The following is a 26,261-nucleotide window of genomic DNA, read 5'->3' on the forward strand; positions in this document are numbered from 1 at the left end:
CGATATACCAAGAAATGGGGGTAGCGGCGGGGCTCCTAGTGGATGAAGATGTCCGAGAAGCAGATAGTGCCGTCGAACAATGCCATCACCGCCAGGTGCGCGCGCTTCTGCACGCCATAGCGTTCGCGCGCATGCTTGAGATGCTGGATCACAGTCTCATGGCTGACGCCGAGGATGCGCGATATCTCCCAGTCGGTCTTGCCGCGTGCCGCCCAAAGCACGCAATCGCGCTGCCGATCGGTCATCGGCATTGTCGGCTGTGGTGCGCGCCGCGGCTGGGCAATGCGCCTGGCGGCCTCAAAGGCGAGGCCGCCTACCAGTTGCGCGACCAGCATGTGCTCGTGCGGGAGCGGTCCGTCGTCGGCGACGGCAAAAGAACAGGACCCATTATACTCACCGGGAACATGGGCGGGGACAGTGAATCCATCGCCGATCCCGAAGCGCCGGGCCTGGCGCAGGACTTCCTGATCGCCGTGGGTGAGCTGAATCATCTGCGGCACGTTGGACCAGGAGAAGCCGATATTCGCGACATGGCTGGCGCGATGAATCGGGTCGAAGCGGCCCAACGCTCTTTCGTCGAACCACTCTTCCCAGTGTCCCGGATAGTTGTGAAGGCGGATACCAAGATCGGGGGCAGTGGCGAAATCGACATGGTGGGTTAGCGCGAAATAGCGGAAGCCCATGGCTTCGGCGCTTTCAGAGAGGGCATCGAAGAGGTCGGGCAGCGCGACCGCGCTCTGCACTATTGTTTCAAAGGTTTCCGCCAGCATCAGCCTTGCCATGGTGACCACCATCACTTGCAAGGGTGGCCCAACACACCACATGCCCGGTTCGTCTAAACCACGCGTCCGCTCAACTTCTCAAGGCGGCGGCTTTGTGAAGCTTTGTATTTGCTTCTATAATTCGGGCGCGTTGTCAATAGCTGCTATTGATAGGCAGTAACGGATTAGGGGCTGTTCCCCGGGACGCTGTTTGCACCCCTTGCTATGTCCGAAATTTGTAGGCATTTTTCGGACATGGCTGATCTACCTTCCCTGCGCGCCCAGATCGAGGACCGAACTGCGGCCGCTCCCCGCGGAGCGGTCTGGACGCCGGCTGATTTCCTCGACCTCGGCTCGCGCGATGCCGTCGACAAGGCGTTGCAGCGCTTGATCGCAGACGACCTGCTGCGTCGGATCGATCGGGGTCTCTACGACAAGCCGACCCGAAACGCCCTCACGAAGAAGCCCAACCCTGCCGATCCCCGGCAGGTGATCGACGCTGTCGCCCGGCGCGACCAGATCCGCGTGTTGGTCGATGGCATGACCGCGGCGAACGACCTCGGCCTTACCAATGCCGTACCGTCCAGGATCGTCGTCCACACCGATGCGCGGCTGAAGGCGATCGAGCTCGGCAATATGAGCATCACCTTCAAGCCGACGGCGGCAAGCAAGCTCTATTGGGCAGGCCGGCCAGCGATGCGGCTGGTCCAGGCGCTCCATTGGCTCCGCGACACGCTCGGCGATCCCGACGATCGCGCGACCCTGCACGCGCGCATCGATGACCTGCTGCGCACCGGACCGAACGCCGCAACGCTTCGCGCCGATCTGGCCGACGGAATCGCGACGTTGCCCACCTGGATGCAGGACCTGCTGCGCCCGATGCTCGCCGAGGATCCGTTATGAACCAGAACTACGATCTGGTCCTCGCGTCCGACGACGAGACGCAGGCCGGCCTCTTCACCACCACGGCCCAGCGCCTCGGCACGACACCCCAGAACGTCGAGAAGGACTTCTGGGTCTGCTGGACGCTCGATGCGCTCTTCAACGGCCTGCCGCCGGGCCCGCGCCTCCTGTTCAAAGGCGGCACCTCGCTGTCCAAGGGGTTCGGCCTGATCCGGCGCTTTTCCGAGGACATCGACGTCACCGTCTTCCGCGACGATCTCGGCGAAGGCTATTCCGTCGAACAGCTGCAAGCCATGTCCGGCAAGAAGCGCCAGACGGCGCTCGACGCGATCCGTGCTGCCTGCCAGGCGCATATCAGCGGCCCCCTACTCGAGCAGCTGTCGCAGGTCGCCACCGAGACCTCACAGCGCAATGGGATCACGGCCGGTCGGCTCCGCGTCGAACTCGACAAGCAGGATAGCCAGACTCTGCTACTGACCTATCCGACCGCGACCGGACGCGACGCTTATGTCGACAAGCGGGTGAGGATTGAGTCAGGGGCCAAGTCTGCCCTCGACCCCAATTCCATGCGCACCGTCACGCCCTATCTCGCCGAGGACGTGCCCGATGTCGACCTCATCATCCCCAATGTCACCATCGTCGATGCCGACCGGACCTTCTGGGACAAGGTGGTGATCCTGCACGGGCTCAGGCGCTGGTTTGAGATCAGGGGCGTTCTAAAGGGAGGCGGCCATCGCATCTCGCGCCATTATTACGATCTGCACCAGCTCATGCTGTCTGAGACCGGCAAGCACGCGCTCGCGAACCCTGCACTCGGTGCCGACTGCGTTGCGCATGCGCGGATGTTCTTCAATCGGCCGGACTTCGATCTCGCCTCCGCCCAGCCCCCGAGCTTCGTGCTGGTGCCGGAGGGCGACATGTACGGCGATCTGCGCCGCGACTATGCGGCAATGTCCGGCATGATATTCGGAGACGCGCCGCGCTTCGATGATGTCGTGGAGAGCATCGCCGAGCTGCAGTCCATCGTCAACGCAACGTAGAACGGCGGCTTCGGGCGACGTCGGAGCCGCCCTGACGAAACCCTTGCGCTATCCGTCTGCTTATGGGCCGCATTCTGCCTGTCCGGTTCTAGCGCTGAAGTTGAGGAAGCTGACATTTGGACGAGACAATGGTTCGGTCAGCTGCCGCCGACAAACCCGTCATTCCCGCCCAGTTTGCCAAAAGTCGGCTTCCGAACCGAGCCGACATTCTCGGGTTAGGCAACCTTGGCTCATTGAACGAGTAAAGCTGGCCGATAGCTGCGCCAGCCACTTGTCGACAAGACCGAAGTGCTGGCCGCGGCGCGAGGTATAGAACCGAGGGAATCTCTGCACCTCAGTACCGCCGCGGAGTCCCTTTAGACACATAATGCTTTCGACCGCGTCACACTCAATAGTATCCGACTACGTCAGGCAGAATCGCAAGGCAATCGATCGGCATCAGGGGGTATGGTGGCAGAGAACCCATCACAGGATTACCGCGTGCAGTTCGTCACCGAACGCGCGATGGCGCGCCAAAGCGAACCCGGCACGATCACAATCGCGCCAAGTTCGGACAGCTGGAATAATTTCGGCGAGCGCATCCTCGTTGAGATCGCCGTTCAACCGCGCAGTGACAGCCCATTCTCGCACGAGCGTCTGACCTTGCGCGGCTTCTTCGGCTTCGTCGAGAAACAGGGGGGCAGAAGCGACACGCTGCACCTGCATGACGCCGTCGACCAGAACCCCGACGTGCCCGTGCCGGCCGACCAACTCCCTGTTTACTTCACGATGCTGCCCGATATGGCGAGCTATCGCCGGATCGTCAGTAATCTCGGCCCGGAGGAAGCGCGGCTCGCACTGCGTGCGATGAACGACATCGTCGAGGCCGACGACCGGCCGGTCAACCGACCCTGGCTGCGCGCGGCGCGCGAGAGCCAGGTCTTCCTCAACGCCTTCCTGCGACACAGCGAGCCCTATTTCACCTGGAAGAATGCGGCGCCGATCCTGCGCGGTGTGGAATATGAGGAACTCGACCGGATTTCCGACGGGCTCCACATCAAATTTCGGCTCGCCGGCCGGCCCAACGACCATGACCTTACCTTCCGCTTCGCCGATGGCGACGCTGTGCTGCCGCAGCGCTTCGCGATCGTGATCGGCAAGAATGGCGTCGGAAAAAGCCAGACACTGGCGCAGATCGTCGATGCCGCACTCGCCGGCAAGCCGAAGCTGACCGACATTCGCGGCGATCGGCCGCTGTTCAACCGCATCCTGGGATTCTACCCGTCGGCGACCATCACCTCGGTGCTCCCGAGCGACCGGCGCAAGCGCGCGCGGGTCTGGTATCGGCGCTTTTCGATGGTGAGCGGGCGCTCGCGCCAGACGACCAGCGATCTCATCGTCCAGCTCGCGCGCAGCATCGAGGGCATCGGCGGCACCAGCCGCTATGACATCTTCCTGAAGGCCATCACCGCGATCGACGGGTTCCGGGAGCTGGTGCTGCGCACCAAGAGCGGTGAGCGCGGCCCGGTCCCGGTTTACGGCCTCAATCGCGGCGCCGAGCAGGAGACGGTTCGGCGCTATGCGTCGATCAATATCCGCTCGGAACCGGTCCGGATGATCGACGGCCGGACCTATCCCTTGAGCAGCGGCGAGCTCAGTTTCCTTCGGTTTGCGGCACTTGCCGGTCTTTATATCGAGAACGGCACGCTGCTACTGTTCGACGAGCCCGAGACGCATCTCCATCCCAATTTCATCAGCCAGTTCGTCGCGCTGCTCGATGGGCTGCTCGCGCAGACCGGGTCGGCGGCGATCCTCGCGACCCATTCGGTCTATTTCGTGCGCGAGGCGGTCGAGGAACAGGTCACGGTGCTGCGGTCGGGTGAAGACCGTGCGATCAGGGCGGAGACGCCGACGCTCAAGACCTTCGGCGCCGATGTCGGCGCGATCTCCTATTTTGTATTCGGCGAGGATCAACCCTCGCGGCTGGCGCTCGACGTCGAGAACAAGATCATAGCGCAGACAGCATCGTGGGAGACGATGTTCGAGACCTATAAGGACCGGGTGTCGCTCGACCTGCTCGGCGAGATTCGCGCGCGCGTCGAAGGCACCGATCGCGAGGCCGACGGACAATGAATCGGCTGGATCCATCCGAGGATTTCGACGATGCCGGTGCGCTCGATGCGCTCGGCCTCAACACGCGCCTTAAATCCTATCCGGATTTCGCGGCCGAAATCCCCGCGCTCAAGGCCGGCTATCTCCAATATGTCGCTGCCAGCGGCAACGCCCACGCCATCCTCAACGTGGCGCTGCCCGACCACATCAAAGCACAACTTAAGTCGCTTTACGCCAGCCCGTCCAACGAGCTGCCGCACATCAACCGCATGCGCGCCGAGAGCGACGCCAATTGCTGCCCGATGTGCGGATCGTTCCACAGCGGCACGCTCGACCATTTGCTGCCCAAGACCGATTTTCCGGCTTTCGCGATCTTCGGTCGCAATCTCGTGCCAGCCTGCAAATGCAACAGCAAGCGCAGCACGCTCCTCACCGGACCCAATCCGGGCGAGCGCATTCTCCATCCCTATTATGACGACATCCTGGGCGAGCGGCTGTTCGTCGCGCGGTTCGACGAGCCCGGCTCTGTCCCCAGAATCACGCTACGGCCGCTGCTCGATCCGCATGATCTCAACTACACGGCGGTGCGGTTCCACATGGCCAACATCGTCGAGCGCACTTCGATCATGCGCTATCTCAAGACGAGCTGGATGGGCGTGCTGCGACGCCCGAGCCTCGCGGCGGCCGAACTTCGCAATCCGCCTGCGAACCGCCAGGATCTCGAAGACATTCTGACGCTCGAGCTTGACCGTCAGGACGATACGCATGGCAGCAGGAATAACTGGCGCTCGGTATTCATTGCCGGCTTGCTGGATGATCCTGTCCTCGACTGGCTGATCGCCGCTTTCCAGCGGCCGAACTATCAACCCGACGGCCCATTGCTCGACGGTATCGTCTAGCGACGGACCCCAGTGGAACCGCTATACCGGCAAAGAGGGACCGGTCCAGAGCGGGTGTATTGCCCGCGCCGAATGGATGAACTTGCGCCAACCTTCGTCTATGTAAGGACCGCGGCCTGACCCAGGCGGCCGCCGATGGGGGACGATTGAGCGACCGGGACGACATCATCGCAGCAGCGGATGCGGGCACGCTGCCCGAACTGTTTGTCGAACGGCTGCGCCGTCATCCGACGGACGAACTGGGGAAAGCGTTCCGCGCGACCCTGACCACACTCCATGATGACGGCACGATCGACGTGCTCGAACCCGCGCGCCAGATCGCGACGTCGCCGATCAACCAGCACGACTTCTTCACGGTGATGCATGTCTATACCGAGCTGATCCCGACGCTGGATGCCAGCATTATGGACATGCTGGCTGCGGTGAAGGCGCTGTCCAATCGGGCTGGCGAGGATCTCGCCTCGGGGATGCCCAATGGCGCCTATCGCAGTTGGGCCGAACAGGGCAGCCGCGCCCGCGACACACTCGAGACGATCAACCCGGAGGATGGCGACGACAGTGTCTATATTTTCCTGGCGCTGCAGGCGCTGGCCAAGACCGAGGCCGATGCGGCGCTCGACCGCGCGATCCTCTATGTCGGCGGGAATGCCGGTCCGGCGCGGTCGGCTGCAGCCAAGGCAATGGGCACCTTCGATGTCAACGATCCCGAACGCCGAGCTCAAGCTATAAACGCGCTCACTGCCAATGCCCCCAGCGCCGACGATAACAGCCTCGGCCATATTCTCACCGCGATCTGCGAGATCGCCAAGGCGCATCCCGATGCCCATGCCGATGCCGCCGCGCTGATCGAGGCCAATATCGTCCGCGCGGGTGACCATGCGATTCACCAGCTTTCAAGCGAGCTGATGTTTCACGCCGATGAGCTGCCGCCCGAGATTGTCAAACCCATCACCTCGATCATGCACAAGGTGCCGATCGGCAATCTCGGCACGATCCGCAACATTGGTGCAGCGGCCGGCAAATTGGCGGGCAAGAACCGTCTAGACGAAGCGCTGGCACTGATCACGCCACTCATTTCCGCCCATGAGGAATTGACCTCGCTCGCCCCGCTCGGCAGCGTCAATTACAGCCTGTTACAGCTTCCGCCCGACCAGCTGGCTAGAACCATCATGGGCTGGCTGCTGGCGTGCGACCCCAATCTCGGCCGCGCGACGATGGCCCTGATCGGCGACCATCATGGCGATGCGCCGCTCATCCTCGATCCCCGCTCCGCAGCCGCAAGCCTCGACGACCCCAAGCGGCTCCTGCTTGCCCACAGGGCGATCGGCTGGTTGTTTGTCCATCCGGTCACCGCCGCGTCGCTGGTGGTCGGCATGCTCGATGGCGCCGGCGACGCTGCGCAGCGAACGATCGCCGAACTGCTGTTCGATCCTTTGCTGATAAACTTTTCCGGGTCGGTCGGCGACTGGATCGCCGAACAGGCCAAGGCTCCGGGTCATCCATCACAAGCCATCCTCAACGATCTCGTCACGCGGCTTGAGGCCTATATCGAGGGGCTGCGCGCACCCGGCCGGATCAAGGAGCTGCGCCCGTCCGAGCGCGAACGGCTGATCGAGAACCACCGCCAGCATGAGTCCATGCGCCAGGCCTATAAGGCATCGGAGAAAACCTCGATCCTCGCGTCGCTCGCGACGCGGCAGGTGCTGCTCTACGGCACGCGCTCGATCAGCTATTTCAAGGGAATGGGCGGCAAGCAGCAGCGCAGCGAGATGAAGATGCACAGCTTCAGCCACAGCATCGAATCGCCGCGCCTCGACATCCTCGAGCCGTTCGACCTCGACTATATGCTGCGCGTGTTTCGCGCGATGAAAACCGCGCCATGAAACTCGTCATCCGGGAATATCTGGCGTCGCTGAAGGAGCGCGACGAACTCGACGCGGTTCTGCCCGACCTACTGACCGAACTGGGCTTCACGGTCTATTCGCGGCCAGCGCGTGGCACGCGCCAATACGGCGTCGATGTCGCCGCGGTCGGCCCCGGCCAGGACGGCATCCGGCGCGTGCATCTGTTCTCGGTCAAGTCGGGCGACCTCGACCGCAACGAATGGAATACGGCGAGCCCGCAAAGTCTCAGACCGTCGCTCGACGAAATCCTCGATCATTATGTCGCGAGCCGCATCCCGCCCGAATATGCGAGCCTCCCGATCGCGATTTGCCTGACCTTCGGCGGTGCGATCGACGAGCAGGTCCGCGCCGAGGTGACGGGTTATATGACCCGCAACACCACGCCCAAGATCAGCTTCGAGGAGTGGAACGGCGATCGGCTGGCGCAGGTCATTCTCGACGGCATCTTGCGCGAGGAGTTGCTGCCAGCACCGCAACGCAGTCATTTGCGCAAGGCCGTGGCGATGGTTGAGGAGCCCGACATCGCGCTCGACCATTTCCAGAAACTGCTGCGCGCACTCGCCGACCAGCCCGGCACGACGCCCGCAGCCCGGCTCAGCCAGGCGCGGCTGATCAACATCTGCCTGTGGATCATGTTTGTCTGGGCGCGCGAGGCCGAGAATGTCGAGGCGCCGTACCGGGCCAGCGAACTGGCGTTGCTCGAGGTATGGCAGCTGCTGAAGACCGACATCGCAAGGACCTCGAAAGCTGGCGAGGCCGCCAGCCTCGTCCTCAATGAACTGGCCGAGCTCCATTTCACGATCTGGGACGCGCTGTTCGAGGACAAGATCCTGCCGACGGCCGAGATCCGTCACGCGATCTCGACCGCGGTCGAAAGCCACGCCGCGCTCGACATCAACCTCAAGCTGTTCGATCTCGTCGGCCGGCTGGCGCTGCGCGGGCTGTGGCTGGTCTGGCAATTGTCGCCGGCGAGCGGCCCCGTTGTTCTCACCAACGACTATCTCAACACGCTCCCGGCCCTCACCAGCGACACCACCCGAGCGACCGTCAACCAGATCGACCGGCTGATCGAGGCGATGATGGCGATCGTCAGCAACAATCGCGCGCTGCTCTCGCCGATCGGCGACTGGCAGGCGATCGACATCGGTCTCGCCTTCACCCTGCTCGCCAGCCGTCCCGGCGCGCATGGCGCGATCGATCAATGGGCCGAGGGACTCGCCAAGCACTCGATGTTCGCGTTCAAAGCGCATGGCCGCTACCCGATCACCAGCCGCTCCTATTGGGATCTGGTCGATCATCCGTCCGAGCGCAACGACGAGTATCGCACCCAATCGACCGAGGGCAGCATCCTCTATCCGCTACTGGCGATCTGGTCGGCGGCCAGAGGCGAGCAGACGCTGTTCGACGAGATCGCAAAGTTCAGCGAGGACGCCCTTGCACATTGCACGTTCCAGACCTGGTTTCCCGATGAGGACAGTGAGGACAATCTTTATCTCAACCGCGACAGCCACGGGGCGGCGCTAGCCGGCATTCCAGTGACCGAGGGCACGCGCGACGCGCTCGATTTCATCCTCGCCGAGGCGAAGACCAACAAGCATTATGACCAGCTCACGGCGGTGAAGCTCGGCCATTGGCCGATCGTGCTGACCGCTTGCCGCGCACATCGCCTGCCGGTGCCGCCGCAAGTCTGGCGCGACCTGCTGCCCCATGTCAGCCGGCCAGCCAGGGGGCCGGTCCCGCCGCCAGATGACGGCGTGCCTGAGCCACCAGACGCTGGACCCGAAGATGCTTGCTAGACGCGGTCACCCGCCAGCAGGGTTCCGCCACGCCGACAGGGCTTCGCCGATGTCGAACTGCGACGCGGATCTGGCGAACAACCGGGATGGGTCGCTTCCTGGCGGGCCGCTTCCGTGCGTCGTTTGGACGGTGCCTTGATCGATGTTCTGGTCTTCGCTGTGCTCAACTTGCGTTTGGCGCGCGCGGCCGCGCGCTTGTCCTTGAGCGGCACCACCCCCGAGACGTCGATCGTGCACACAATCGGTTGCGGACCGGTCGCGGCGCTTTCGCGCGTTGCCCGTGCGCGCGAATGAAGATGGTCCATGACGACGGAGAAGGGGACGAGTGGGTCGCTCGGCGCGATTTCCCAGCCGCCCGGGCGCGGCTGCTGGTGGACGAGGAGCAGGATGCCGTGACGCGTCGTCTCGTGGCGCAGATACTGACCGCAAAGTTGAACTTCGAGCGCCGCTTCCAGCTGCTTGACCGAGAGGCCATCCGCCACCTTGATCTCGACCGGCAAGTCGACACCGCCATGCCGGCTCGTCAGCGTGATGTCGGGTTCCTTTTCATCCGCGAAATGGGTCTCGCGCTGTACCGTATAGGCTTCCTTGCGCCGCTCCTCGAGCTGGGTCGCGACCCATCGCTGGACCGCATTCTCGTCGGCCAGTCCCTGCAGCGTATCGCCCTGCGCGAACTTGCCGTGAAGAAGATCATGCTCGATCGCCTCGAGCCTGCGCCGCGCTATCAGCTGCAGATCTTCCGTCGTGCGCGGCGCGCGATCGAAACTCTTCTCGAACACCACCACGTCGGACGGCAGCCAGGCGACCAGCTCCGAATTCACTTCGGCATGCCGCTCGGCATGGATGCGCAAATGCTTGGGTTCGATCGGAAAATCGGGGATCTCCGCCATGCGCCGGATCGCGGCCTGCGTGGCTTCGCCGGGCGTCTTCAGCAGCCTGTCGAAGATCATATGCCGCGCGTCCTGCGCCTCATCGCGCAATCCCGGCGAATAGACCTTGCCGTTCGCGCGCACGACGTCGTCCGCGGGCCGGACACCCTCGAACGCGATGATGAGCAATTGCTCGAGCCGCTCGGCGGAAAGAGGCAGTGGCGGTGCTACGGTGCGATCGAACCGGCCACCGAACAGCCGCGGCAACAAGGTGCAGCACAAGGCGGCCTGCTCCTGACCGTCGAGCGTGCTCATTTTCTCGCGCAGCCGGTCGACAGCGCGATCGCCCTCCCGTGCGAAGAGAAGCAGCAGATAATAGGCTGCGACCACGGGGTCGGTCGCCGCCGTCGCGCGCGCTTCAGCCAGCTCCGCCAACCCCTGGGACGGGAAAGGCTGCGCCCGGATCAGCACCGAGACGATCTTCTCGAGCGCCACGGCAGCCAGACCGCCATGGTCGCGCAGATAATCGATCAGGTCCGGAACCAGCAGCCGGGCAAGCATGACATCGGCATATTCCAGCCGGTCGAGCATCCCGTGGTCCACCTCATCGAGCCGGTCGAGCTGCGCGCGCGACGCCCGCCACAACACCGAGCGCACGGCCTCGGGATACGCCTGGCTAAGAGGTACGAGATAGTCAGGAAAGCCGTTGAGCTCGATCACGGCCAGCCGCGCCGCCTGGGCGGCGCGGGTCGGATCGAGCTGCTCCGCCCAGTTGGGGACCGTGGCTGCCGCCAGCGACATGCCGGTCAATGCCATGATGTCGAAGCTCGTAACCGTGCGGCGCTGGGCGGCCTCTTCGACGGTTCCGACCGGAGTGCGCTTATAGGCGAACGCCATCAAAGCCTCGCCGAAGCGTCTTGTCATCTCCGGCCCGAACACCGGCTCGACCACATCGAGGCTGTCGATCGAGTAGCGCGAGCGGGACTGGGTCCGCCAGGAGAGGAACTGCCAGAGATGATAGAGACGCGAGTCTACGGTCTCGTCGGTCTGAGGCGACAAGCTGTCGAAGAAGTTCGGATCGTCACGGAGTGTGTTGATGAGCTCGACCCAGCTCTGGTCGCGCGCTTCAGCTTGGTCTTCATTGCGCTTCCGCGCCGCCTCGAACCCAGCCATCCGCTCGACCATCTCGGGCGTCTCAGGCGGCGGCGACCGCCAGGCCGCAAGCTGGGCCGAGAGCTCCGCATCGTCGGCGACGGCGTCGACGATGCGCTGCATGTCCCCGTCGGTGCCCCCAAACTGCCGCCAGAGGGTATGCGCCGCGCGAAGCGCCGTCAGCCGATCCTGCCGGTCGGTTCGCTCGCGCACATCGAGGAGGAGCCAGTCGATGTCGGCGAGACTCAGCAGCACCGGCCATCCGAGATGCTGGACGAACCAGATGTTGAGCTCGCCATTGTCACGCGCATAGGGATGCGTGCGTAGTCGCACGATCGACCGCCAGAGCGACGTGCGGCGCCGCCCGGGCGATGCACCAAATGCCTCGCCTAGCGTCTTGAAGCTTGCCTCGGACCCGATCCGACGGTGCGATTCGTGCAGCAGTAGGAAGAGATCCGTGACGACATCGGGAATGTCCGCCGGATGATAGTCGAGGAGACGAAGCGCCGCGCTGGCTGCCATCTGCGAGAAGGCCTCGCGAAACGGCTTCTCGTCGTCGACCGTGTCGCCGCTGAAAGCGCCGGACCGAGCGACGACTTCGGTCAGGAAACGGTGCAAGTCTTCCCGGCGCGTCAAGCCCGCCGGCAGCTCACTGCCCAGTGGCAGTATGGTTGCAATGTCGTCCTCGCCCGTGACCCTGGCCTTGTCGATCAACGCGAAAAATGCCTCAACATCGATCTCTTCCGGGAACAGCGCGTGCAGGGCGTGGAGAATGATCGAGCGTGAGAGATCGGACCCATGCTCCGCAACGTGCCGTGCATAGGCGGTGCGATCTGCCTTCTCGCCGAGCTTCAGAAGAGCCCGGCCCGCGAGCAGCTGCGTGATCTCGTCGGTGCTGCGGTCGTAGGCAACCTGGCGCACCACGGGGAGACCGCCTTTCTGGCCGCCGAAATCGACGAGGCGCAGCAGCAGGTGCCGCGCTTCCTCATCGCCTTTGGCAATCTCCCACCAACCCGCGATATGGTCGTCGAGACCGGGATCGGCGAACCGGCGAAGCCCTTGCTCGCCGAACCAGAGCTTCTGCGGATCGATCGTCTCGACCTGCGCGAGCGCCGCCGCAAATGCCTTGACCCGCATCGGTATCGGCAACGACCCCGGATCCCCATAGCGCAGAAGATTATAGGGCGACCGAGCGATGAGTGAGTCGGCGATCGCATCATTCTCTCCGGCCAGCCATGCCGACACCTCGACCATCTCCGGCCGAACCAGCCGATAGCCATAGGTGTCGGCGAACAGGAGATCTCGCACCACCGCCACGGGACACCCCTCAGCGAGAAGCCGTCCCAGCCAGCGCGCCAGCAAATAGCATCGCAGCGTCGCCTCATTGTCGTTGTGCAGCCGCGCCCGGCCTAGCGTCGCCGGATCAAAGACCGGGCGCCCCAGCAGCAGAAGCCGTTCGCCGTCCGGCCAGTCCGGCAGGATCTCCTCGATCGGCATCGAGCGCTCAGGAGGCGACAGGTCCAGGCCGGCGGCAGGAACCCGCACGGAATCGCGCCCGCACAGCAAAAATGCTGCTCCAATCCGGTCGAGGGCGTGAGCGCCCTTGGCGAGATCGAGCGGATCGCGCTTGCGGCGAAGCGGATCGGGATCGAGCAGTCTCGCCTTTAGGCTAGCCTCGATCATCTCCCGAAGCGAGCCGAGCCGCTTATGATCGCGCCAGAACTCCACCATCCAACCGAGGTCCATCGGCCGCGCCGCGAATTCCCAGAGGCTGCCATGATCAACGGCAGCCAGGAGAGCATCGATCGTCTCGATGCCTGAGGCACGCGCGAAGCGCTCGACCTGCCAGCGGCTGAGCGGCTCCATGACCAGGACACCGATCTCTTCGCGCACTCTTGGCGGACTTTTGTCCCGGTTCTGCAGTGTCGCGCGAACCTCGTCCGCGACATCGGTCGGCGGAGGGGGCGGCTCGGGCAGCGAGAGCCATTTCTCGACCGAGATGCGATCAGCCGTCTTATCCCAATCGGTATAGCGGCTCGAGATGTAGAGATGAACGCGCTCCTCCAGCCCGGCGATTGCATCGGCCAGCTTCCGACAGGCGGCGTCGAAATGATGTCCTTGGTCCTTGGCTTCGTCGACCGAGTCCACGAACAGCCAGCAAGGCGCGTCCGGGTCTGCCCGCCATTCCGCAAATCGAGCGCGGTCGGTCGGAACGAGCGACGCCTCGAGGCCGGCGTCCGCGACGTCGCGCACAGTCGCCTTGAACGCAAACTTGTTCGCCTGGCGCAGGGCGGAACATTGATAGTCGAACTCGCTGGACTTGCCGCTGCCCGCCTCGGCGAGGACGATGGTGCGGCGCTTCTCCAGCAGTTCCGCCCACGCCGGCGTGCCTTTCAGGTCGTCGCCGAACAGTCCCCGGAACGGCCGGTCCTCGTCCCCTTCCTTGGTAGCCGGACGAAACCGGCGACTGAGATCGTAATGCTCCCCAAACATCGTCTGCCTTATAGCGGCACCGTCGATTCCGAACAGTGCTATGATGCTCTTTGGTGTTGGTGCCGCAAGCCGCAAGCGCAGTAGATCTTGCTCGCGTTCGTCGAGATTTCTTCGCGCCGGCATCGGATCGTTATCCAGCCTTCGGCAAGTTTATGTCAGAAGAAGATATTCATGGTGCTGATCGAAGCGTCCGGATGTGGTCGACAGCTGCTCGTCCTTATTTGCGAGCACTGCCGCTCCGAACGGCAGCTTAGCGCAATTGCTCCCCTGATTCCGGTCAGTCCCCTTCGTCTCAATTGCAGCCATGTCGAGTAAGCTTATCAGAGGTCCGCTTTCGGGCGATCGGCGGCGGAGCTTAAACGACCGAGAGTAGGGCGCGTAGCTGCCATTCAAGGTGAGAGCTGCCGCCGGCTCGTAAAAAATGGTGATTACCCGGTGATTACTTCCTTTAGAAATCGACGATAAAAGGCCCATTTTATGTATTTTCCTCAATCGCATAATCGATATTAGCACTTAATGTGTGGTACTTCCGCTACCTGCGCGTCTGATACCAATCGGCGTAGGGCGTGTTGCGGACCATGTGGCGGTTGAAGTCCGGCGCGCCATCGTCCCACCACGGCGTCCCACGCTCACCGAGCGCATGCTTGGCAGCATCGACTCGGGCGCGGGCGGCTTTCTCGGCCGCTGCATCGTCGGCCCGAAGCGCCGAACCAACGTCGCGCCGCGCCGCCATGAGCTCGGAAACCAGTCGGGCCTTCGCATCGGCTTCGAGCGCGGGATCGGCCATCCGCCACAGCCGATCGCGCACGACGAAATAGCGGCCGTCGGGTGTGACCGGGTATTTCAAAGGTCGAGCTCGATCCACACCGGCGCGTGATCGCTGGTCTTCTCCCAGCCGCGGACATGGGCGTCGACCTCCGCCGCCTTTAGCGCCTTCGACGCGCGCGCGTTGAGCAACAGGTGGTCGATCCGCAGCCCGGCATTGCGCGCATAGGCGTTCCGGAAATAGTCCCAGAAGGTGTAAATCGTCTCGTCAGGGTGCAGCGCGCGCAGCGCATCGGTCCAGCCCTGGTCGAGCATCCGGAAATAGGCCGCGCGCACTTCGGGCGCGAACAGCGCGTCGTCGCGCCAACGCTCGGGCTTGTACACGTCGCGGTCGGTGGGCATCACGTTGTAGTCGCCGGCGATCACCACCGGCGCATCCATGCCGACCAAGCCCGCGGCATGCTCGACCAGCCGATCGAACCAGCGCAGCTTGTAGTCGAACTTGGGCCCCGGCCGCGGATTGCCGTTGGGCAGATACAGCCCGCCGACCAGCACGCCGGTCACCGCGGCCTCGAGATAGCGGCTTTGGCTATCGTCGGGGTCGCCGGGCAGCCCGCGCCGCGTCTCTACGGGCATGCACCCGCGCGCGAGGATCGCGACGCCGTTCCAGCTCTTCTGCCCGTGCCAGATCGCGCCGTATCCCGCGTTGTGGATCGCGGCCTCGGGAAACTTCTCTTGCGGAGCCTTGAGTTCCTGGAGGCACACCACGTCGGGCACGGTCTCGGCGAGCCAGCGCAGCAGCACCGGCAGCCGGCCATTGACGCCGTTGACATTGTAGGTCGCGATCCGCACCGCGACTCAAGCAACGCAGCCGCGAAAGGGTTCCCCGTGGTTGACCCGAATGGGCCTTGCGCTTAGGGGCGGCAGCGTGGGTCCGTAGCTCAGTCGGTAGAGCAAGCGACTTTTAATCGAGAGGTCATGGGTTCGAATCCCATCGGACCCACCATCCCTTTGCAGCCGTGTGTCGGGACAATCTGACCGTGGCCTCCGGGCAGCCTTGCGGTGACCGTAGCCGCGGGAGGGCCGTTCCGTGGGCACTTAAAGGTGCAGTCTCAGGAAGCACGTTTGTCGACAGCGGCGGCATTCTACAAGCTCACGTCAATGGCCAGTACCGAGCCGTTTGTGCATTGGCAGCTTCTAAGTCTCAGCCGCATTCACTCCACATCGCTTAGCCACCGTGCCGATGCGCACCTTGGCGACCTTTAGAGGTCTTCCACTATGCTCCGCACAGCTGTCGTTCGGCATCGCCGTCGCGACGACGGGCTGCAATCAAGACAGCAAGCAATCCGATAAGCGAGGTGCTGGCCCCCGCGATCGCTACAGCAGGATAGCCAAGCCCCGCGGCGATCACGCCACCCCCTAGTGCCGCCCCGATGGCATTGCCCAAGTTGAAAGCCCCGATGTTGACCGCCGAGGCGAGGTTGGGTGCATCGCTTGCCGCTGACATCACCCCGACCTGCAATGGCGGCACCAAGGCGAAACTCGCCACACCCCAGAGGAAGATTAGCACCGCACTTGGGCCGGCGAAGGGCATCGCCCAAGCGAATGCGACGAGGATCGTCGTGAGCGACGCAAGCGTGACGATCAGCGTTCGATCCACCGAACGGTCAGCGAAGCGACCGCCCAGCCAATTACCAGCCGTCAGTCCGAGCCCGTAAAGCACCAGCATCGCAGTGACGAAACCAAGCGAAGCGTGAGTTGCTTCGCGAAGGATTGGCGTGATGTAGGTAAACACTGTGAACATCGCGCTGGAACCGACCACGGTGAGCATCAGGGCGGCGAGCACCGGCGGCCTCGCCAAAACCCGCAATTCTGCCTGTGCACTTCCGCCCCTAGGCGCAGGCAAGCGTGGCAGCGTGAGGCGCAGCGCGGCCATTGTGACGATGCCCAGCGCAGTGATCCCCGCGAAGGAGGCCCGCCACCCGAGATGCTCGCCCGCCCAGGTGGCGAGTGGCACGCCGACGACGTTGGCGATGGTCAGGCCCATGAACATCGCCGCGACTGCACCGGCCCGCTTATCCGGGGCGACCAGGCTGGCCGCCACCAGGGAGCCCACCCCAAAGAAGGCGCCATGATTGAACGAAGTGAGGATTCGGGCAGCGAGCAACATGCCGTAGCTGCCGGAAACGGCGGCGATGAGGTTGCCGAGCGTAAAGATGCCGGCGAGCACGATCAGCAGCGTGCGACGTGGTATCCGACTGGTCGTCAATGTCATGAGCGGTGCGCCGATCATCACGCCGAGAGCATAGGCGCTGATCAGCAATCCGGCGGAGGGGATTGAGACGCCAAGATCGTCAGCGATGACGGGCAACAGACCCATCGGCGCGAACTCGGTGACGCCAATGCCAAAGGCGCCGATGGCAAGAGCAAGCAGCCCGAGATTAAGCTTCATGGCCCGACTCCTCAGACGAGTGGCGGATTGAGCCGAGCAACGCCCTGCTGCTGCCGGTACGGCGTATGCGGGTATATTCCATCTCGCTTCCTCGTGCTGCTATGTTGGCGCATAGATGCGGGCGCCAGGGTTCGCCGACTAGTAGTGAGCAAGGCGAAGGATTTTTGCGATGGACGCAAAGCTGGCAAGTGGAGCCGATCGTGCCCGCGAGCTCGCGCTATTTGCCGGAATAGTGAGTGAGGGAAGCTTTTCAGCAGCGGGGCGTCTGTTCGAACTCAGTCCCTCGGCGGTGAGCCGGGCGGTTGACCGAATCGAGTCCCGCCTCGGGGTGCGGTTGCTGCTGCGATCGACACGTTCCCTGGTCCTCACTGCCGAGGGCCAGACCTATCTTCACGCAGCCCGCCGAATCCTTGCTGATCTCGATGACGCCGAGCAGCAGATCTCCGATCAGGGTGCGCCGCGTGGCCGGTTGCGCATCAGCGCGGCGTTGTCGCATGGCAGACTCTGCGTAGTGCCGCTGCTCGGTCTATTCACCGAGCTGTACCCGCACATCACGGTCGATATCGCGCTGACGGACACGCTGGTCAATGTGGCAGGGGGACAAGCGGACGTAGCGGTTCGCTTCGGGCCGCTGGCCGATAGCAGCCTCACGGCACGAAAGCTCGGCGAGACGGGCCGCGTCATTGTCGCCTCACCTGCGTATCTCGAGCGGGCAGGCACGCCCCAAGTTCCCGAAGACCTGCACAGGCACAACTGCCTGAACTTCAATTTCCGGCGTGCCGAGCCCGTCTGGCCATTCCGCCGGGATGGTAGGGATTTCGCCCTCTCCGTGAGCGGCAGTATCGAGGCAAACAACGGCGAGACGTTGGGCCAGCTCGCGGCGGGTGGCGTCGGCATTGCCAGGGTCGGGGTGTTCAGCGTCGCGACCGAACTCGCGGAAGGGCTTCTTGTCCCGCTCCTGGAAGAATACAATCCAGGCGATGTGGAGCAAATCCACGCAGTCTTCGTGGGTGGCGTGGCCACTCCAGCTCGCGTGCGAGCCTTTGTCGACTTCCTGGCCGGGAACTTGCGGTAAGCAGTTCCGCTTTGCGCTCCCATTCAGTCATTGACCGCTTGCATACTCCATCCGGAATGCAGCCACGCGCATGGACGGTGATTGCCGCGCGCGGCAATCACGAGCGTCACTTCGGCAATCGGGTTTCTAGAGCTGCCCCTCCAAGGCCCGAAACTCCTCCGCCAAGATATCCGCCAACGAGCGCTTGCCATCCTCGCGATTCAGCGTGTCGAGCGACAAACGGACGGCGCCGATCGACACCATGGCGATCATTCTAAGCGCGGTTTCGCGATCGGGTTCGGGCCATTTTTCGCACAGGGCCGCAAACAGCGTTTCCTCGTGACGGACATAGCTGGCGACCTTGCGCGCCTGTACCGCCTCGCTGGATCGCATCAGCCGGTCAAGCTTCAGCAACTCGTCGGCCGGCACCGGCTCGGCGACCCGGATTGCGGCGTCGCGAACGGCGTGCAGCGGCTTCTTCGCGACCGGCTCGTCGACGAGCTGGGCCGAAAGGATGTCGCCAAGCGCGTTCTGCATGCTGAGCAGAATGTCGTCCTTGGACTGATAATAATGAAAGAACGTCCGGCGAGAGATGTCTGCCGCCGCGGCGATGTCGTCGATCGTCGTCGCGTCGTAGCCGCGCTCGACGAACAGTCGGATTCCGGCTTCCTTGATCCGCTTGGCAGTCTCGCGCCGCTTGCGCTCCCTCAGTCCCTCCGCCGGCACGGACTCAATCTTGGCGCGTGTCATTTTTGCCCTTGATGCAATATTGCACTCAATGTAGTTATATTTTTACACTAGGTGCAAATCATTGGAAAGGCAATGTCATGAGTCGATGGACCGAAGCGGAGATCGGGTCGCAGCAAGGCAAGCTCGCGATCGTCACAGGTACGGGTGGGCTGGGATACGAAACCGCGCTTGTGCTTGCGCGACAGGGGGCGGAGGTGATCCTGGCCGGCCGCAACCCGCGAAAGGGCGCGGAGGCACTGGCACGAATCATGGGTAAAGGCGTGGCCGGCACGGTGTCGTACGAGGAAGTCGACCTAGCCCGCCTGGCTTCTGTAGCGGCGTTCAGCGAGCGTATCGGGCGGAAGCATGCGCGGCTGGACCTGCTTGTGAACAACGCCGGGGTCATGGCGCCGCCGGAGCGGCGGGAGACGAGCGACGGCTTCGAGCTGCAGTTCGGGACCAATTATCTGGGTCATTTCGCGCTGACCGCGGGGCTGCTCCCGCTGTTACGGGCTGGCAGCCGGTCGCGCGTGGTGACGCTGTCGAGCGTCGCCGCGCGCAGTGGCGCGATCGATTTCGACGACCTGGATGCTCGGAAAAGCTATCGCGCCTTTCCGGTCTATGCCCAGTCGAAGCTGGCCTGCCTGATGTTTGCGTTCGAATTGCAACGGCGCAGCTTGGCTGGGGCGTGGGGCATCGAGAGCATCGGTGCGCATCCGGGAGTCACCCGCACCGACCTGATCCTCAACGGCTCGGGCCGCGACAGCTTCAACGGCTGGGTCCGCCGCCGCCTGCCCTTCCTGTTCCAGCCATCGTGGCAGGGGGCGCTGCCTAGCTTGTTCGCGGCGACATCTCCGCTGGCGAAAGGCGGCGGCTATTATGGGCCTGACCGGTTGAGCGAGACCCGCGGCTATCCGGCCGAGGCGCGGATTCCGCGCCAGGCGCTGGACGGGAGCGTCGCGTCGCGGCTGTGGGAGGTATCGCAGCAGCTGGCGGGCGTGCGGTTCGAGCCGAACGCCATGGTGCTGGCGCAGTGAGCGGCTTGGCGGCGCCCGCGTTGGCGCGTGGCATCGACCCGGGGGCGCGGGGTGCCGGGCGGGCGCTGCTCGGCACGTTGCTGCTGGTAAGCATGTTCTCGCAGATCGACCGCATCCTGCCGTTCATCCTGGCCGAGTCGATCCGCGAGGAGCTCGGCCTGAGCGACACCGAGCTGGGGCTGGTCACCGGGCTGGCCTTTGCAGTCTGCTATGCGCTGATGTCGCTGCCGCTGGCGCGAGCGGCGGATCGCGGATCGCCCAAGGTCGTGATGGTGGCGTGCATGCTGTTGTGGAGCGCGATGACCGCGCTGGGCGGGGCGGCGACGGGCTTCATATTCCTGGCGATCACGCGGTTCGGCGTGGCGCTGGGCGAGGCCGGGGCGACGCCATCGGCGCATGCGATCATCGCGCGGCAGATCCCGGCCGAGCGGCGCGGGCGCGCGATCGGGCTCTTCGCAATGGGCATCCCGCTGGGCACGATGATCGGCTTTGCCGGGGGCGGCGCGCTGAACGACACGATCGGATGGCGCGGAGCACTGATGGGTGCAGGGTTGACGGGCGGGCTGATCGCGCTGCTGGCGATGGCAATGGTTCGGCCCACCCGGCCGCTAGTCCGCACCGGCGAGGCGGGGGAGCCGTTCCTGCGGGCGAGCGCAAAGCTGCTGGGCAATCCTGGGTTCCGCTGGATCTTTGTCGGGTCGGTCGTGGTCGGGTTCGCGGGCGCCCCCTTCTATGCCTTTGCCGCGCCGTTCCTGATGCGAACCCACGGCCTGAGCGCCAGCGAGGTAGGGTTGAGCTTCGGGCTGTTGCAGGGGCTTATGGGCATCATCGGCACGCTGGCCGGCGGTGCCGGGTTCGACCAGGCGGTGAGGTCGGGCAGCGGACGGGTGCTGGGCCCACCCGCATGGCTGTTCATCGGGGCGAGCATCGTCGCGGTGCCGGCGCTGCTCGCCCCCGGACCGGAGCTGGCGATCGCGCTGCTGGTGCCGTTCATGCTGTCCTTTTCCTTTCTGCTGCCCTGGGCATTCGGCGCGGCACATCTGGTGGCGGGCACCGGCAAGGAAGCGATGGCGTCGGGACTGGTGCTGATCGGATCGGGGCTTCTGGGACCGGCGCTGGGGCCGGTGCTGATCGGGCTGATCAGCGACGGCGCGACCGCAGCGGGGATGGGCAATGGCCTCGGCCTGGGCCTGATGATCGCACCGGCTGCGGGGATGGCGACGGGAATCGTAATGCTGGTAGCGAACCGGCGGATTTCGGAGGGGATGGCGGGTCAGGCCGGCTAGCTGCAAACGGGGGAGGCCACGGTCCGGTCTGTCGATCGCACCACTTCGATAAACGCACGAAGGGTCGCAGGAAGATGCCTGTTGCGGGAGTAGTACAGGCATAGACCAGGGCCAGGGGGTGACCAATCGTCGAGAACGGTCATCAGCCGTTCCTCGTCTAGTGCTGGACGAGCATACGCCTCCGGGACGAACGCAACGCCCAAGCCGCCGATCGCGGCTTCGACCATCAGCGTGTTATTGTCGAGGGTGACATCGCCTGGCACGTCGATCGCCAGTTCCTGGCCATCGCGGGCGAACTCCCAGCGATAGGCCTTGCCGCTCGGCAAGCGCTGCCGAATGCACCGATGTCCTTGGAGATCGTGAGGCGTCTCTGGCGATCCACGTTCCGTGATATAAGCCGGTGCGGCCACCGCGATGAATCGCGTGTCCCCGCCGAAAGGCACGGCAACCATGTCCTGAGGGACAGCTTCCCGAAGTCGCACGCCCGCGTCGAAACCCTCGGCGATGATGTCGATCAGCTTGCCGTCGGTGAGGAGTTCCAGCGACACACGCGGATACTGCCGGAGGAAGCCGGGAACCGCGTTGTGCAGGAGCCATCGGGCGCCACCCTCATTGGCATTGATGCGGAGCACGCCACCGACCGCAGATCCCTCGCCACTCACGGCACCGAGCATGTCGTCCATATCGCGCAACATCGGCGCCAGCCGAGCCAGCAACCGGTCTCCCGCTTCCGTCAGCGCGACGCTGCGGGTGGTGCGGTGAAGAAGACGAGTGCCGAGGCGGCGCTCCAGTCCTCGTAGCGCATGGCTTAGCGACGAACGCGAGACTCCCGCCAAATCCGCGGCACGACGGAAACTGCGCTGCTGCGCGACGAGGACGAATGCCCTCAGCTCCGGCAAGCTCACGTCCATCATTGGTGCGGATCCTTCACCAGCCCATGCTGATTGGTGACGCTTATCATATCTTCGGGACGCTCCTAACTCCTGCGTCGAAGGAGTCGATCATGAAGTCTTGGTTCATCACCGGAGCGTCCTCGGGTCTTGGCCTTTCGATGACGCGCAAACTGCTCGGACGGGGCGATTTGGTCCACGCGACGGCCCGCCGTCCCGATGCCATGCGGGACCTGGTGCAGCGCCATGGCGACCGCCTAGAGATCATCGAGCTGGAACTGACCGATACCCTTTCGTTGCGGCAACAGGTCGATCGCGCATTCGCGAGCCGCCGGATCGATGTCGTCGTCAGCAATGCCGGCTACGGCCTCTTGGGCGCGGCAGAGGAGCTTTCCGACGCACAGATCGACCGGCAAATCGCCACCAATCTGACTGCATCCATTCAGCTTATCCGGGCGGCACTTCCGCATTTGCGGACCCAGGGCGGCGGCCGCATCCTGCAGGTATCCTCTGAGGGCGGACAAGTCGCCTATCCGAATTTCAGCCTCTACCATGCGACGAAATGGGGAATCGAAGGCTTCGTGGAAGCGGTCGCTCAGGAGGTCGCGCCGTTCGGCATCGAATTCACCCTCATCGAGCCCGGACCGACCGGGACCGGCTTCGGTGCCGCCCTCGATCGCGCGGCGGAAGACCCCATCTACCACGGCACGCCGGCAGGCGACGTCCGCCGCGCCATCGCCGAAGGCAACTTCGTTATCAAGGGTGACGTCGAACGCACCGCCGATGCGATGATCGCTGCCGGCGATGCGGTGAAGCCAGCACGTCGCGTTGCTCTGGGGAGTGCCGCTTATGACAATATCGAGCGCGAACTCTTGCGGCGCCTTGAGGAGTTAAAGGCCCAGCGAGACGTCGCCTATGCGGCAGATCAAGCATGAGGCGGTTGGCGGTCCCCGCGATCGCAGCCGCTCTCGCGCTCAGCGCGGGCGTCCTGCAAGCAGAAGTCGAAGGTCCCCCGGCGAACGAGGTTCTAGGTACCTGGCAAATGGTTTCCGCGACACTCGAAGAGAATGGGGAGGTACACCGTCCTTATGGCGCGCGCCCCGCCGGCATGCTGGTGTTCACGTCGGATATGCGCTTCGTCGAAGTCCTGACCGATGCCGACACCCCGCGCTTCGCATCGGACAAGCGAGGGGAGGGGACAGACGCTGAGAACCAGCGGGCCATGAGTAGCAGTATCGGCTTCTTCGGCACCTACACGGTGGACAAGAGCGGCCGCTTTACCGGCAATCGAGTTGAAGGAGCGACTTTTCCCAACTGGGTCGGCAGCGTGCGCGGGACGCGAGAGCTCAGCCTTATCGTGCGCGGCGACAGAATGTTCGAGACCTTCACCCGGCCTGATGGAGGGGCATTGAAGGCGGAATTCGTTCGCGTAAGCAAACCAGCCCAATAAGGTTGCTGGACGATAGCTCCGCCTCGTCACCGGGCTCGCATTTGCTGACTGAGCGAGCGATACTGCGATACGTCGCTTGGCTTGGTGGCTGCGTCTTGGTCATGCCGGCCCGATCGTTTCGTGGTCGGCCGCTCGATCGCGGGTGGCTTGAGCCAATGCCAGCGAGACGAAGTCACCGGAGGTCCGCATGCGCACTACACCTTTCGCCTGCCTGACGCTCGCGCTGTTGGCGCCACCAGCACTCGCGCAGTCCACGGCGCTGGATCCCCATACCGCCATCTATGAACTCCGCACCTATTATCCGGCGCCCGGCAAGCTGGCCGCGCTCAATGATCGGTTTCGGGAGCACACGCTCAGGCTTTTCGAAAAGCACGGCATGCGCAATGTGGCCTATTGGAACGAGCAGCCGAAGGAAGAAGCGCCCGATGGGCGCGTGATCTATATACTGGCCTATCCCAGCCGGGAGGCGAGGGACGCGAGCTGGAAGGCATTTAGCGCCGATCCGGAATGGCGAGCGGTGGCCAGCCGGTCGGAAGCTGACGGCAAGCTGGTGGCCAAGGTCGATAGCGTGTTCATGACGCTAACCGACTATTCGCCGCTTCCGGCAGCGGTTCCAAATCGCTGATGCTATCCGCGCACGCTGTCGGTGCGACCTGGCAGGGTCGGAAAGTGCAACGCGAAGAGAGTCTGTCCAGGCCTGGTGCGGAGCGACAGCGTTGCGCCATGTGCCTCGGCAATGCGCGACACGATCGCGAGCCCGAGGCCCGAGCCGTCCGACGAACTTCGCTCGCTTCGCCAGAAACGTTGGAAGACGAGTTCCCGCTCGCTCTCTGCGATGCCTGGCCCGTCGTCGGAAACGCCAAGCATCCCACTGTCCTCGACGCGCACTTCGATCGATGTCCCTTCAGGCGTGTGGACCACGGCGTTCTCGACAAGGCCGTTGAGTGCGCGGGCGATCATCTCGGCGCTGCCCTGCACGATGACCGGAGCATCCGTGCCGGTCAGCGCGATACTCTGCCGCCGTGCGAACACCAGCGGCGCGATGGCCGAAACGGCCGAGACCGCCATGGCCCGCAAGTCTACCGCTTCGTCCAGCGCCGGCAGCGCGCCGTCCAGCTCGGCGATTTCGAGCAGTTGTCCCACCGTCCGCCCGAGTTGATCGATGTCGCGCTTGAGCTCGGCGCGGAGCGCTTCGTCCTTCACGGCCTCGATCCGCATCCGCACCAGCGCGATCGGCGTGCGCAGCTCGTGCGCGGCGTCGGCAGTGAAATCACGCTGGGTCCGGTAGGAATCGACCACCCGGTCGAGCGCTGCGTTCACGGCAGTTGCCAGGGGCCGGACTTCGGAAGGAAGGCGCGCTTCGGGAACACGGATGTCGAGCTGCTGCGCATTGAGGTTGCGGACCAGCGCCGAGGCATCGCGCACCGGCCGCAGCGCGCGGCGGACGATCCAGGCGTCCACCGCCAACAGCAGCAGCAATAGCGGTCCGACAATGAGCAGCGCGTAGGTGAAGAATTGCCGCAACACATCGTCAACGATGTAATCAGGATGTTCGAGGTTCTGGATCGCGATGATCCAGAGACGCTGCCCCTTGCGCTGCGCGGGCATGCTGTAGCCCGAGAAGATCGCCGAACGCGAGCTACGCGTGAAGTAGGCCGGCTCGGCGCGGCGCGGGATCAGCCTGGCCGGCACCGGCGACGGCGGGCCCATGCTGCCCAATTGCCGGCCGCTCGCATCGACCACCAGAACCGAAAGAATGTGCGGCGTGGGGCGCGGCGGCGCAAAGCGGATCTGCTCCTGCTCGTCGACCCTCAGGGCGCCGCGCGCGCTTTCGGCATGGGCTCGAAGCGTCTGGCGCTGGAATCGGTCGGCGGTCGAATCGAGCAGCAGATAGACGCTGGCCGACACCACCAAGGCGGTGAACAGCAACGCGATGCCATGCCACCACAAGATGCGCGATAGCAGCGACGATAGCCGCCAGGTCACGCCCCCCGCGCCGTCAGCATATAGCCCACGCCGCGTACGGTGACGATCTCGGCGGTAGCGCCTGCACTCGCCAGGCGGCGGCGCAGCCGGTGGACATAGACCTCGACGGCGTTCGAGCCGAGGTCGTCGTCGATGCCGAACAGCTGGCTCTCGACCGTTGGCTTGGGCACGACGCGGCCGTGCCGGCGCACCAGCAGATCGAGCAGCTCAAGTTCGCGCGCCGACAGCAGCGTCGCTGCCCCGGCGATCTCTACATCGCGGGTCGCGGGATCGAACCGGACGTTCCCGCACTGGAGGACGCGATCCACGATGGCTCCCGCGCGACGCAGCAGCGCTTGCAGTCGCGCGACGAGCTCTTCGGGCGCAAAGGGCTTGGTCAGGTAATCATCGGCGCCCGCGGCAAGGCCGGCGACCCTGTCCGTGACCGCCCCGCGCGCGGTCAGCGCGATTACCGGCGTCCCGTCGCCTCGCGCGCGCAGTTCCCGCACGACCGACAGCCCGGAGTCGTCGGGCAAACCGAGGTCGAGCACGATCGCTGCATAGTCGCCGGTGCGCAGCATCAGCAGTGCGTCCTCCACCCCGCCCGCGTGATCCATCGCGAAGCCGGATTGCTCGAGCAACCGACGCAGCATCGCGACCAGCTCGGCATTGTCCTCCACGACCAGCAATCTCATTGCGATCCCCTGCGTCCCCGGCCCTGTAAG

At 64.3% G+C, this 26,261-nt stretch carries 21 protein-coding genes and 1 tRNA gene; 13 read left to right on the forward strand and 9 right to left on the reverse strand.

Features of this window, described 5'->3' with window-relative positions; all coding sequences use genetic code 11:
- Positions 1-35 precede the first annotated feature (35 nt).
- Positions 36-794, reverse strand: a complete 759-nt coding sequence (locus RZN05_RS14835) for a LuxR family transcriptional regulator (RefSeq protein WP_136943431.1) — start codon at positions 792-794, stop codon at positions 36-38.
- A gap of 222 nt (positions 795-1,016) precedes the next feature.
- On the opposite strand from RZN05_RS14835, the gene RZN05_RS14840 reads away from it, so the two are divergent.
- From RZN05_RS14840 to RZN05_RS14865, 6 genes are all read left to right on the forward strand, one after another.
- The gene (locus tag RZN05_RS14840) at positions 1,017-1,664 is read left to right on the forward strand and encodes a DUF6088 family protein (RefSeq protein WP_317227344.1); all 648 of its coding nucleotides are present in this window, start codon (positions 1,017-1,019) and stop codon (positions 1,662-1,664) included.
- Positions 1,661-2,704 (forward strand): nucleotidyl transferase AbiEii/AbiGii toxin family protein, encoded by a 1,044-nt coding sequence (locus tag RZN05_RS14845; RefSeq protein WP_136943432.1) that lies wholly within the window; start codon positions 1,661-1,663, stop codon positions 2,702-2,704. The genes RZN05_RS14840 and RZN05_RS14845 overlap by 4 nt, the downstream gene beginning before the upstream one ends.
- A gap of 480 nt (positions 2,705-3,184) precedes the next feature.
- Complete coding sequence (locus RZN05_RS14850) at positions 3,185-4,816, forward strand: AAA family ATPase (protein WP_317227345.1); 1,632 nt, start codon at positions 3,185-3,187, stop codon at positions 4,814-4,816.
- The gene (locus tag RZN05_RS14855) at positions 4,813-5,694 is read left to right on the forward strand and encodes an HNH endonuclease (protein WP_317227346.1); all 882 of its coding nucleotides are present in this window, start codon (positions 4,813-4,815) and stop codon (positions 5,692-5,694) included. The genes RZN05_RS14850 and RZN05_RS14855 overlap by 4 nt, the downstream gene beginning before the upstream one ends.
- Positions 5,695-5,840: 146 nt before the next feature.
- Complete coding sequence (locus RZN05_RS14860; protein WP_317227347.1) at positions 5,841-7,577, forward strand: hypothetical protein; 1,737 nt, start codon at positions 5,841-5,843, stop codon at positions 7,575-7,577.
- On the forward strand, positions 7,574-9,394 hold the full coding sequence (locus RZN05_RS14865; RefSeq protein ID WP_317227348.1) for a hypothetical protein: 1,821 nt from the start codon (positions 7,574-7,576) through the stop codon (positions 9,392-9,394). Before RZN05_RS14860 ends, RZN05_RS14865 begins: the two co-directional genes overlap by 4 nt.
- On the opposite strand, the gene RZN05_RS14870 is transcribed toward RZN05_RS14865, so the two are convergent.
- From RZN05_RS14870 to xth, 3 genes are all read right to left on the reverse strand, one after another.
- Positions 9,391-14,031: a hypothetical protein gene (locus RZN05_RS14870; RefSeq protein WP_317227349.1), complete on the reverse strand. Its 4,641-nt coding sequence runs from the start codon at positions 14,029-14,031 to the stop codon at positions 9,391-9,393. The genes RZN05_RS14865 and RZN05_RS14870 overlap by 4 nt on opposite strands.
- 409 nt (positions 14,032-14,440) lie before the next feature.
- Positions 14,441-14,695 carry a hypothetical protein gene (locus RZN05_RS14875; RefSeq protein WP_394804827.1) on the reverse strand — a complete coding sequence of 85 codons (255 nt, stop codon included), beginning with the start codon at positions 14,693-14,695 and terminating at the stop codon, positions 14,441-14,443.
- A 56-nt stretch (positions 14,696-14,751) separates the two neighbouring features.
- Positions 14,752-15,525 carry an exodeoxyribonuclease III gene (gene xth / locus RZN05_RS14880; protein WP_317227351.1) on the reverse strand — a complete coding sequence of 258 codons (774 nt, stop codon included), beginning with the start codon at positions 15,523-15,525 and terminating at the stop codon, positions 14,752-14,754.
- A 78-nt stretch (positions 15,526-15,603) separates the two neighbouring features.
- Between xth and RZN05_RS14885 the strand changes: the two genes are divergently transcribed.
- Positions 15,604-15,679, forward strand: a tRNA-Lys gene (locus RZN05_RS14885).
- A 270-nt stretch (positions 15,680-15,949) separates the two neighbouring features.
- Here RZN05_RS14885 and RZN05_RS14890 read toward each other — a convergent pair.
- Entirely contained in the window at positions 15,950-17,125 is a 1,176-nt protein-coding gene (locus RZN05_RS14890; RefSeq protein ID WP_317227352.1) for an MFS transporter, read from the reverse strand.
- A gap of 169 nt (positions 17,126-17,294) precedes the next feature.
- On the opposite strand from RZN05_RS14890, the gene RZN05_RS14895 reads away from it, so the two are divergent.
- Positions 17,295-18,200, forward strand: coding sequence for a LysR substrate-binding domain-containing protein (locus tag RZN05_RS14895; RefSeq protein WP_317227353.1), 906 nt, complete (start codon positions 17,295-17,297; stop codon positions 18,198-18,200).
- Between the two features lie 126 nt (positions 18,201-18,326).
- Here the strand turns inward: RZN05_RS14895 and RZN05_RS14900 are convergent, their stop codons facing one another.
- A complete protein-coding gene (locus RZN05_RS14900; protein ID WP_317227354.1) occupies positions 18,327-18,929 on the reverse strand; it encodes a TetR/AcrR family transcriptional regulator in 603 nt (200 codons plus the stop codon).
- Between the two features lie 77 nt (positions 18,930-19,006).
- Between RZN05_RS14900 and RZN05_RS14905 the strand changes: the two genes are divergently transcribed.
- Both RZN05_RS14905 and RZN05_RS14910 read left to right on the forward strand, forming a co-directional pair.
- Complete coding sequence (locus tag RZN05_RS14905) at positions 19,007-19,945, forward strand: SDR family oxidoreductase (protein WP_317227355.1); 939 nt, start codon at positions 19,007-19,009, stop codon at positions 19,943-19,945.
- Positions 19,942-21,231, forward strand: a complete 1,290-nt coding sequence (locus RZN05_RS14910; protein ID WP_317227356.1) for an MFS transporter — start codon at positions 19,942-19,944, stop codon at positions 21,229-21,231. Before RZN05_RS14905 ends, RZN05_RS14910 begins: the two co-directional genes overlap by 4 nt.
- On the opposite strand, the gene RZN05_RS14915 is transcribed toward RZN05_RS14910, so the two are convergent.
- Positions 21,228-22,145 (reverse strand): LysR family transcriptional regulator, encoded by a 918-nt coding sequence (locus RZN05_RS14915; RefSeq protein ID WP_317227357.1) that lies wholly within the window; start codon positions 22,143-22,145, stop codon positions 21,228-21,230. The two genes, RZN05_RS14910 and RZN05_RS14915, sit on opposite strands and share 4 nt — an antisense overlap.
- Before the next feature lie 89 nt (positions 22,146-22,234).
- Here RZN05_RS14915 and RZN05_RS14920 point away from each other — a divergent pair, with 89 nt between their 5' ends.
- The 3 genes from RZN05_RS14920 to RZN05_RS14930 all read left to right on the forward strand — a co-directional run bounded on the left by RZN05_RS14920 (position 22,235) and on the right by RZN05_RS14930 (position 24,196).
- The gene (locus RZN05_RS14920; RefSeq protein WP_317227358.1) at positions 22,235-23,056 is read left to right on the forward strand and encodes an SDR family oxidoreductase; all 822 of its coding nucleotides are present in this window, start codon (positions 22,235-22,237) and stop codon (positions 23,054-23,056) included.
- Positions 23,053-23,571 carry a lipocalin-like domain-containing protein gene (locus tag RZN05_RS14925; RefSeq protein ID WP_317227359.1) on the forward strand — a complete coding sequence of 173 codons (519 nt, stop codon included), beginning with the start codon at positions 23,053-23,055 and terminating at the stop codon, positions 23,569-23,571. Before RZN05_RS14920 ends, RZN05_RS14925 begins: the two co-directional genes overlap by 4 nt.
- Positions 23,572-23,758: 187 nt before the next feature.
- Positions 23,759-24,196, forward strand: a complete 438-nt coding sequence (locus RZN05_RS14930; RefSeq protein WP_317227360.1) for an NIPSNAP family protein — start codon at positions 23,759-23,761, stop codon at positions 24,194-24,196.
- 2 nt (positions 24,197-24,198) lie between these two features.
- On the opposite strand, the gene RZN05_RS14935 is transcribed toward RZN05_RS14930, so the two are convergent.
- Positions 24,199-25,557: a sensor histidine kinase gene (locus tag RZN05_RS14935; RefSeq protein WP_317227361.1), complete on the reverse strand. Its 1,359-nt coding sequence runs from the start codon at positions 25,555-25,557 to the stop codon at positions 24,199-24,201.
- The gene (locus tag RZN05_RS14940; protein ID WP_317227362.1) at positions 25,554-26,231 is read right to left on the reverse strand and encodes a response regulator transcription factor; all 678 of its coding nucleotides are present in this window, start codon (positions 26,229-26,231) and stop codon (positions 25,554-25,556) included. Before RZN05_RS14940 ends, RZN05_RS14935 begins: the two co-directional genes overlap by 4 nt.
- Positions 26,232-26,261 lie beyond the last annotated feature (30 nt).

The sequence above is a fragment of the Sphingomonas sp. HF-S4 genome (assembly GCF_032911445.1).
Taxonomy (GTDB): domain Bacteria; phylum Pseudomonadota; class Alphaproteobacteria; order Sphingomonadales; family Sphingomonadaceae; genus Sphingomonas; species Sphingomonas agrestis.

Coding starts and splice junctions, on each gene's coding strand:
- RZN05_RS14900 (WP_317227354.1), bottom strand. CDS start 18,929: ATGACACGCGCCAAGATTGAGTCCGTGCCGGCGGAGGGACTGAGGGAG.
- RZN05_RS14840 (WP_317227344.1), top strand. CDS start 1,017: ATGGCTGATCTACCTTCCCTGCGCGCCCAGATCGAGGACCGAACTGCG.
- RZN05_RS14920 (WP_317227358.1), top strand. CDS start 22,235: ATGAAGTCTTGGTTCATCACCGGAGCGTCCTCGGGTCTTGGCCTTTCG.
- RZN05_RS14915 (WP_317227357.1), bottom strand. CDS start 22,145: ATGATGGACGTGAGCTTGCCGGAGCTGAGGGCATTCGTCCTCGTCGCG.
- RZN05_RS14855 (WP_317227346.1), top strand. CDS start 4,813: ATGAATCGGCTGGATCCATCCGAGGATTTCGACGATGCCGGTGCGCTC.
- RZN05_RS14870 (WP_317227349.1), bottom strand. CDS start 14,031: ATGCCGGCGCGAAGAAATCTCGACGAACGCGAGCAAGATCTACTGCGC.
- RZN05_RS14930 (WP_317227360.1), top strand. CDS start 23,759: ATGCGCACTACACCTTTCGCCTGCCTGACGCTCGCGCTGTTGGCGCCA.
- RZN05_RS14865 (WP_317227348.1), top strand. CDS start 7,574: ATGAAACTCGTCATCCGGGAATATCTGGCGTCGCTGAAGGAGCGCGAC.
- RZN05_RS14875 (WP_394804827.1), bottom strand. CDS start 14,695: ATGGCCGATCCCGCGCTCGAAGCCGATGCGAAGGCCCGACTGGTTTCC.
- RZN05_RS14845 (WP_136943432.1), top strand. CDS start 1,661: ATGAACCAGAACTACGATCTGGTCCTCGCGTCCGACGACGAGACGCAG.
- RZN05_RS14890 (WP_317227352.1), bottom strand. CDS start 17,125: ATGAAGCTTAATCTCGGGCTGCTTGCTCTTGCCATCGGCGCCTTTGGC.
- RZN05_RS14925 (WP_317227359.1), top strand. CDS start 23,053: ATGAGGCGGTTGGCGGTCCCCGCGATCGCAGCCGCTCTCGCGCTCAGC.
- RZN05_RS14905 (WP_317227355.1), top strand. CDS start 19,007: ATGAGTCGATGGACCGAAGCGGAGATCGGGTCGCAGCAAGGCAAGCTC.
- RZN05_RS14895 (WP_317227353.1), top strand. CDS start 17,295: ATGGACGCAAAGCTGGCAAGTGGAGCCGATCGTGCCCGCGAGCTCGCG.
- RZN05_RS14835 (WP_136943431.1), bottom strand. CDS start 794: ATGGTGGTCACCATGGCAAGGCTGATGCTGGCGGAAACCTTTGAAACA.
- RZN05_RS14940 (WP_317227362.1), bottom strand. CDS start 26,231: ATGAGATTGCTGGTCGTGGAGGACAATGCCGAGCTGGTCGCGATGCTG.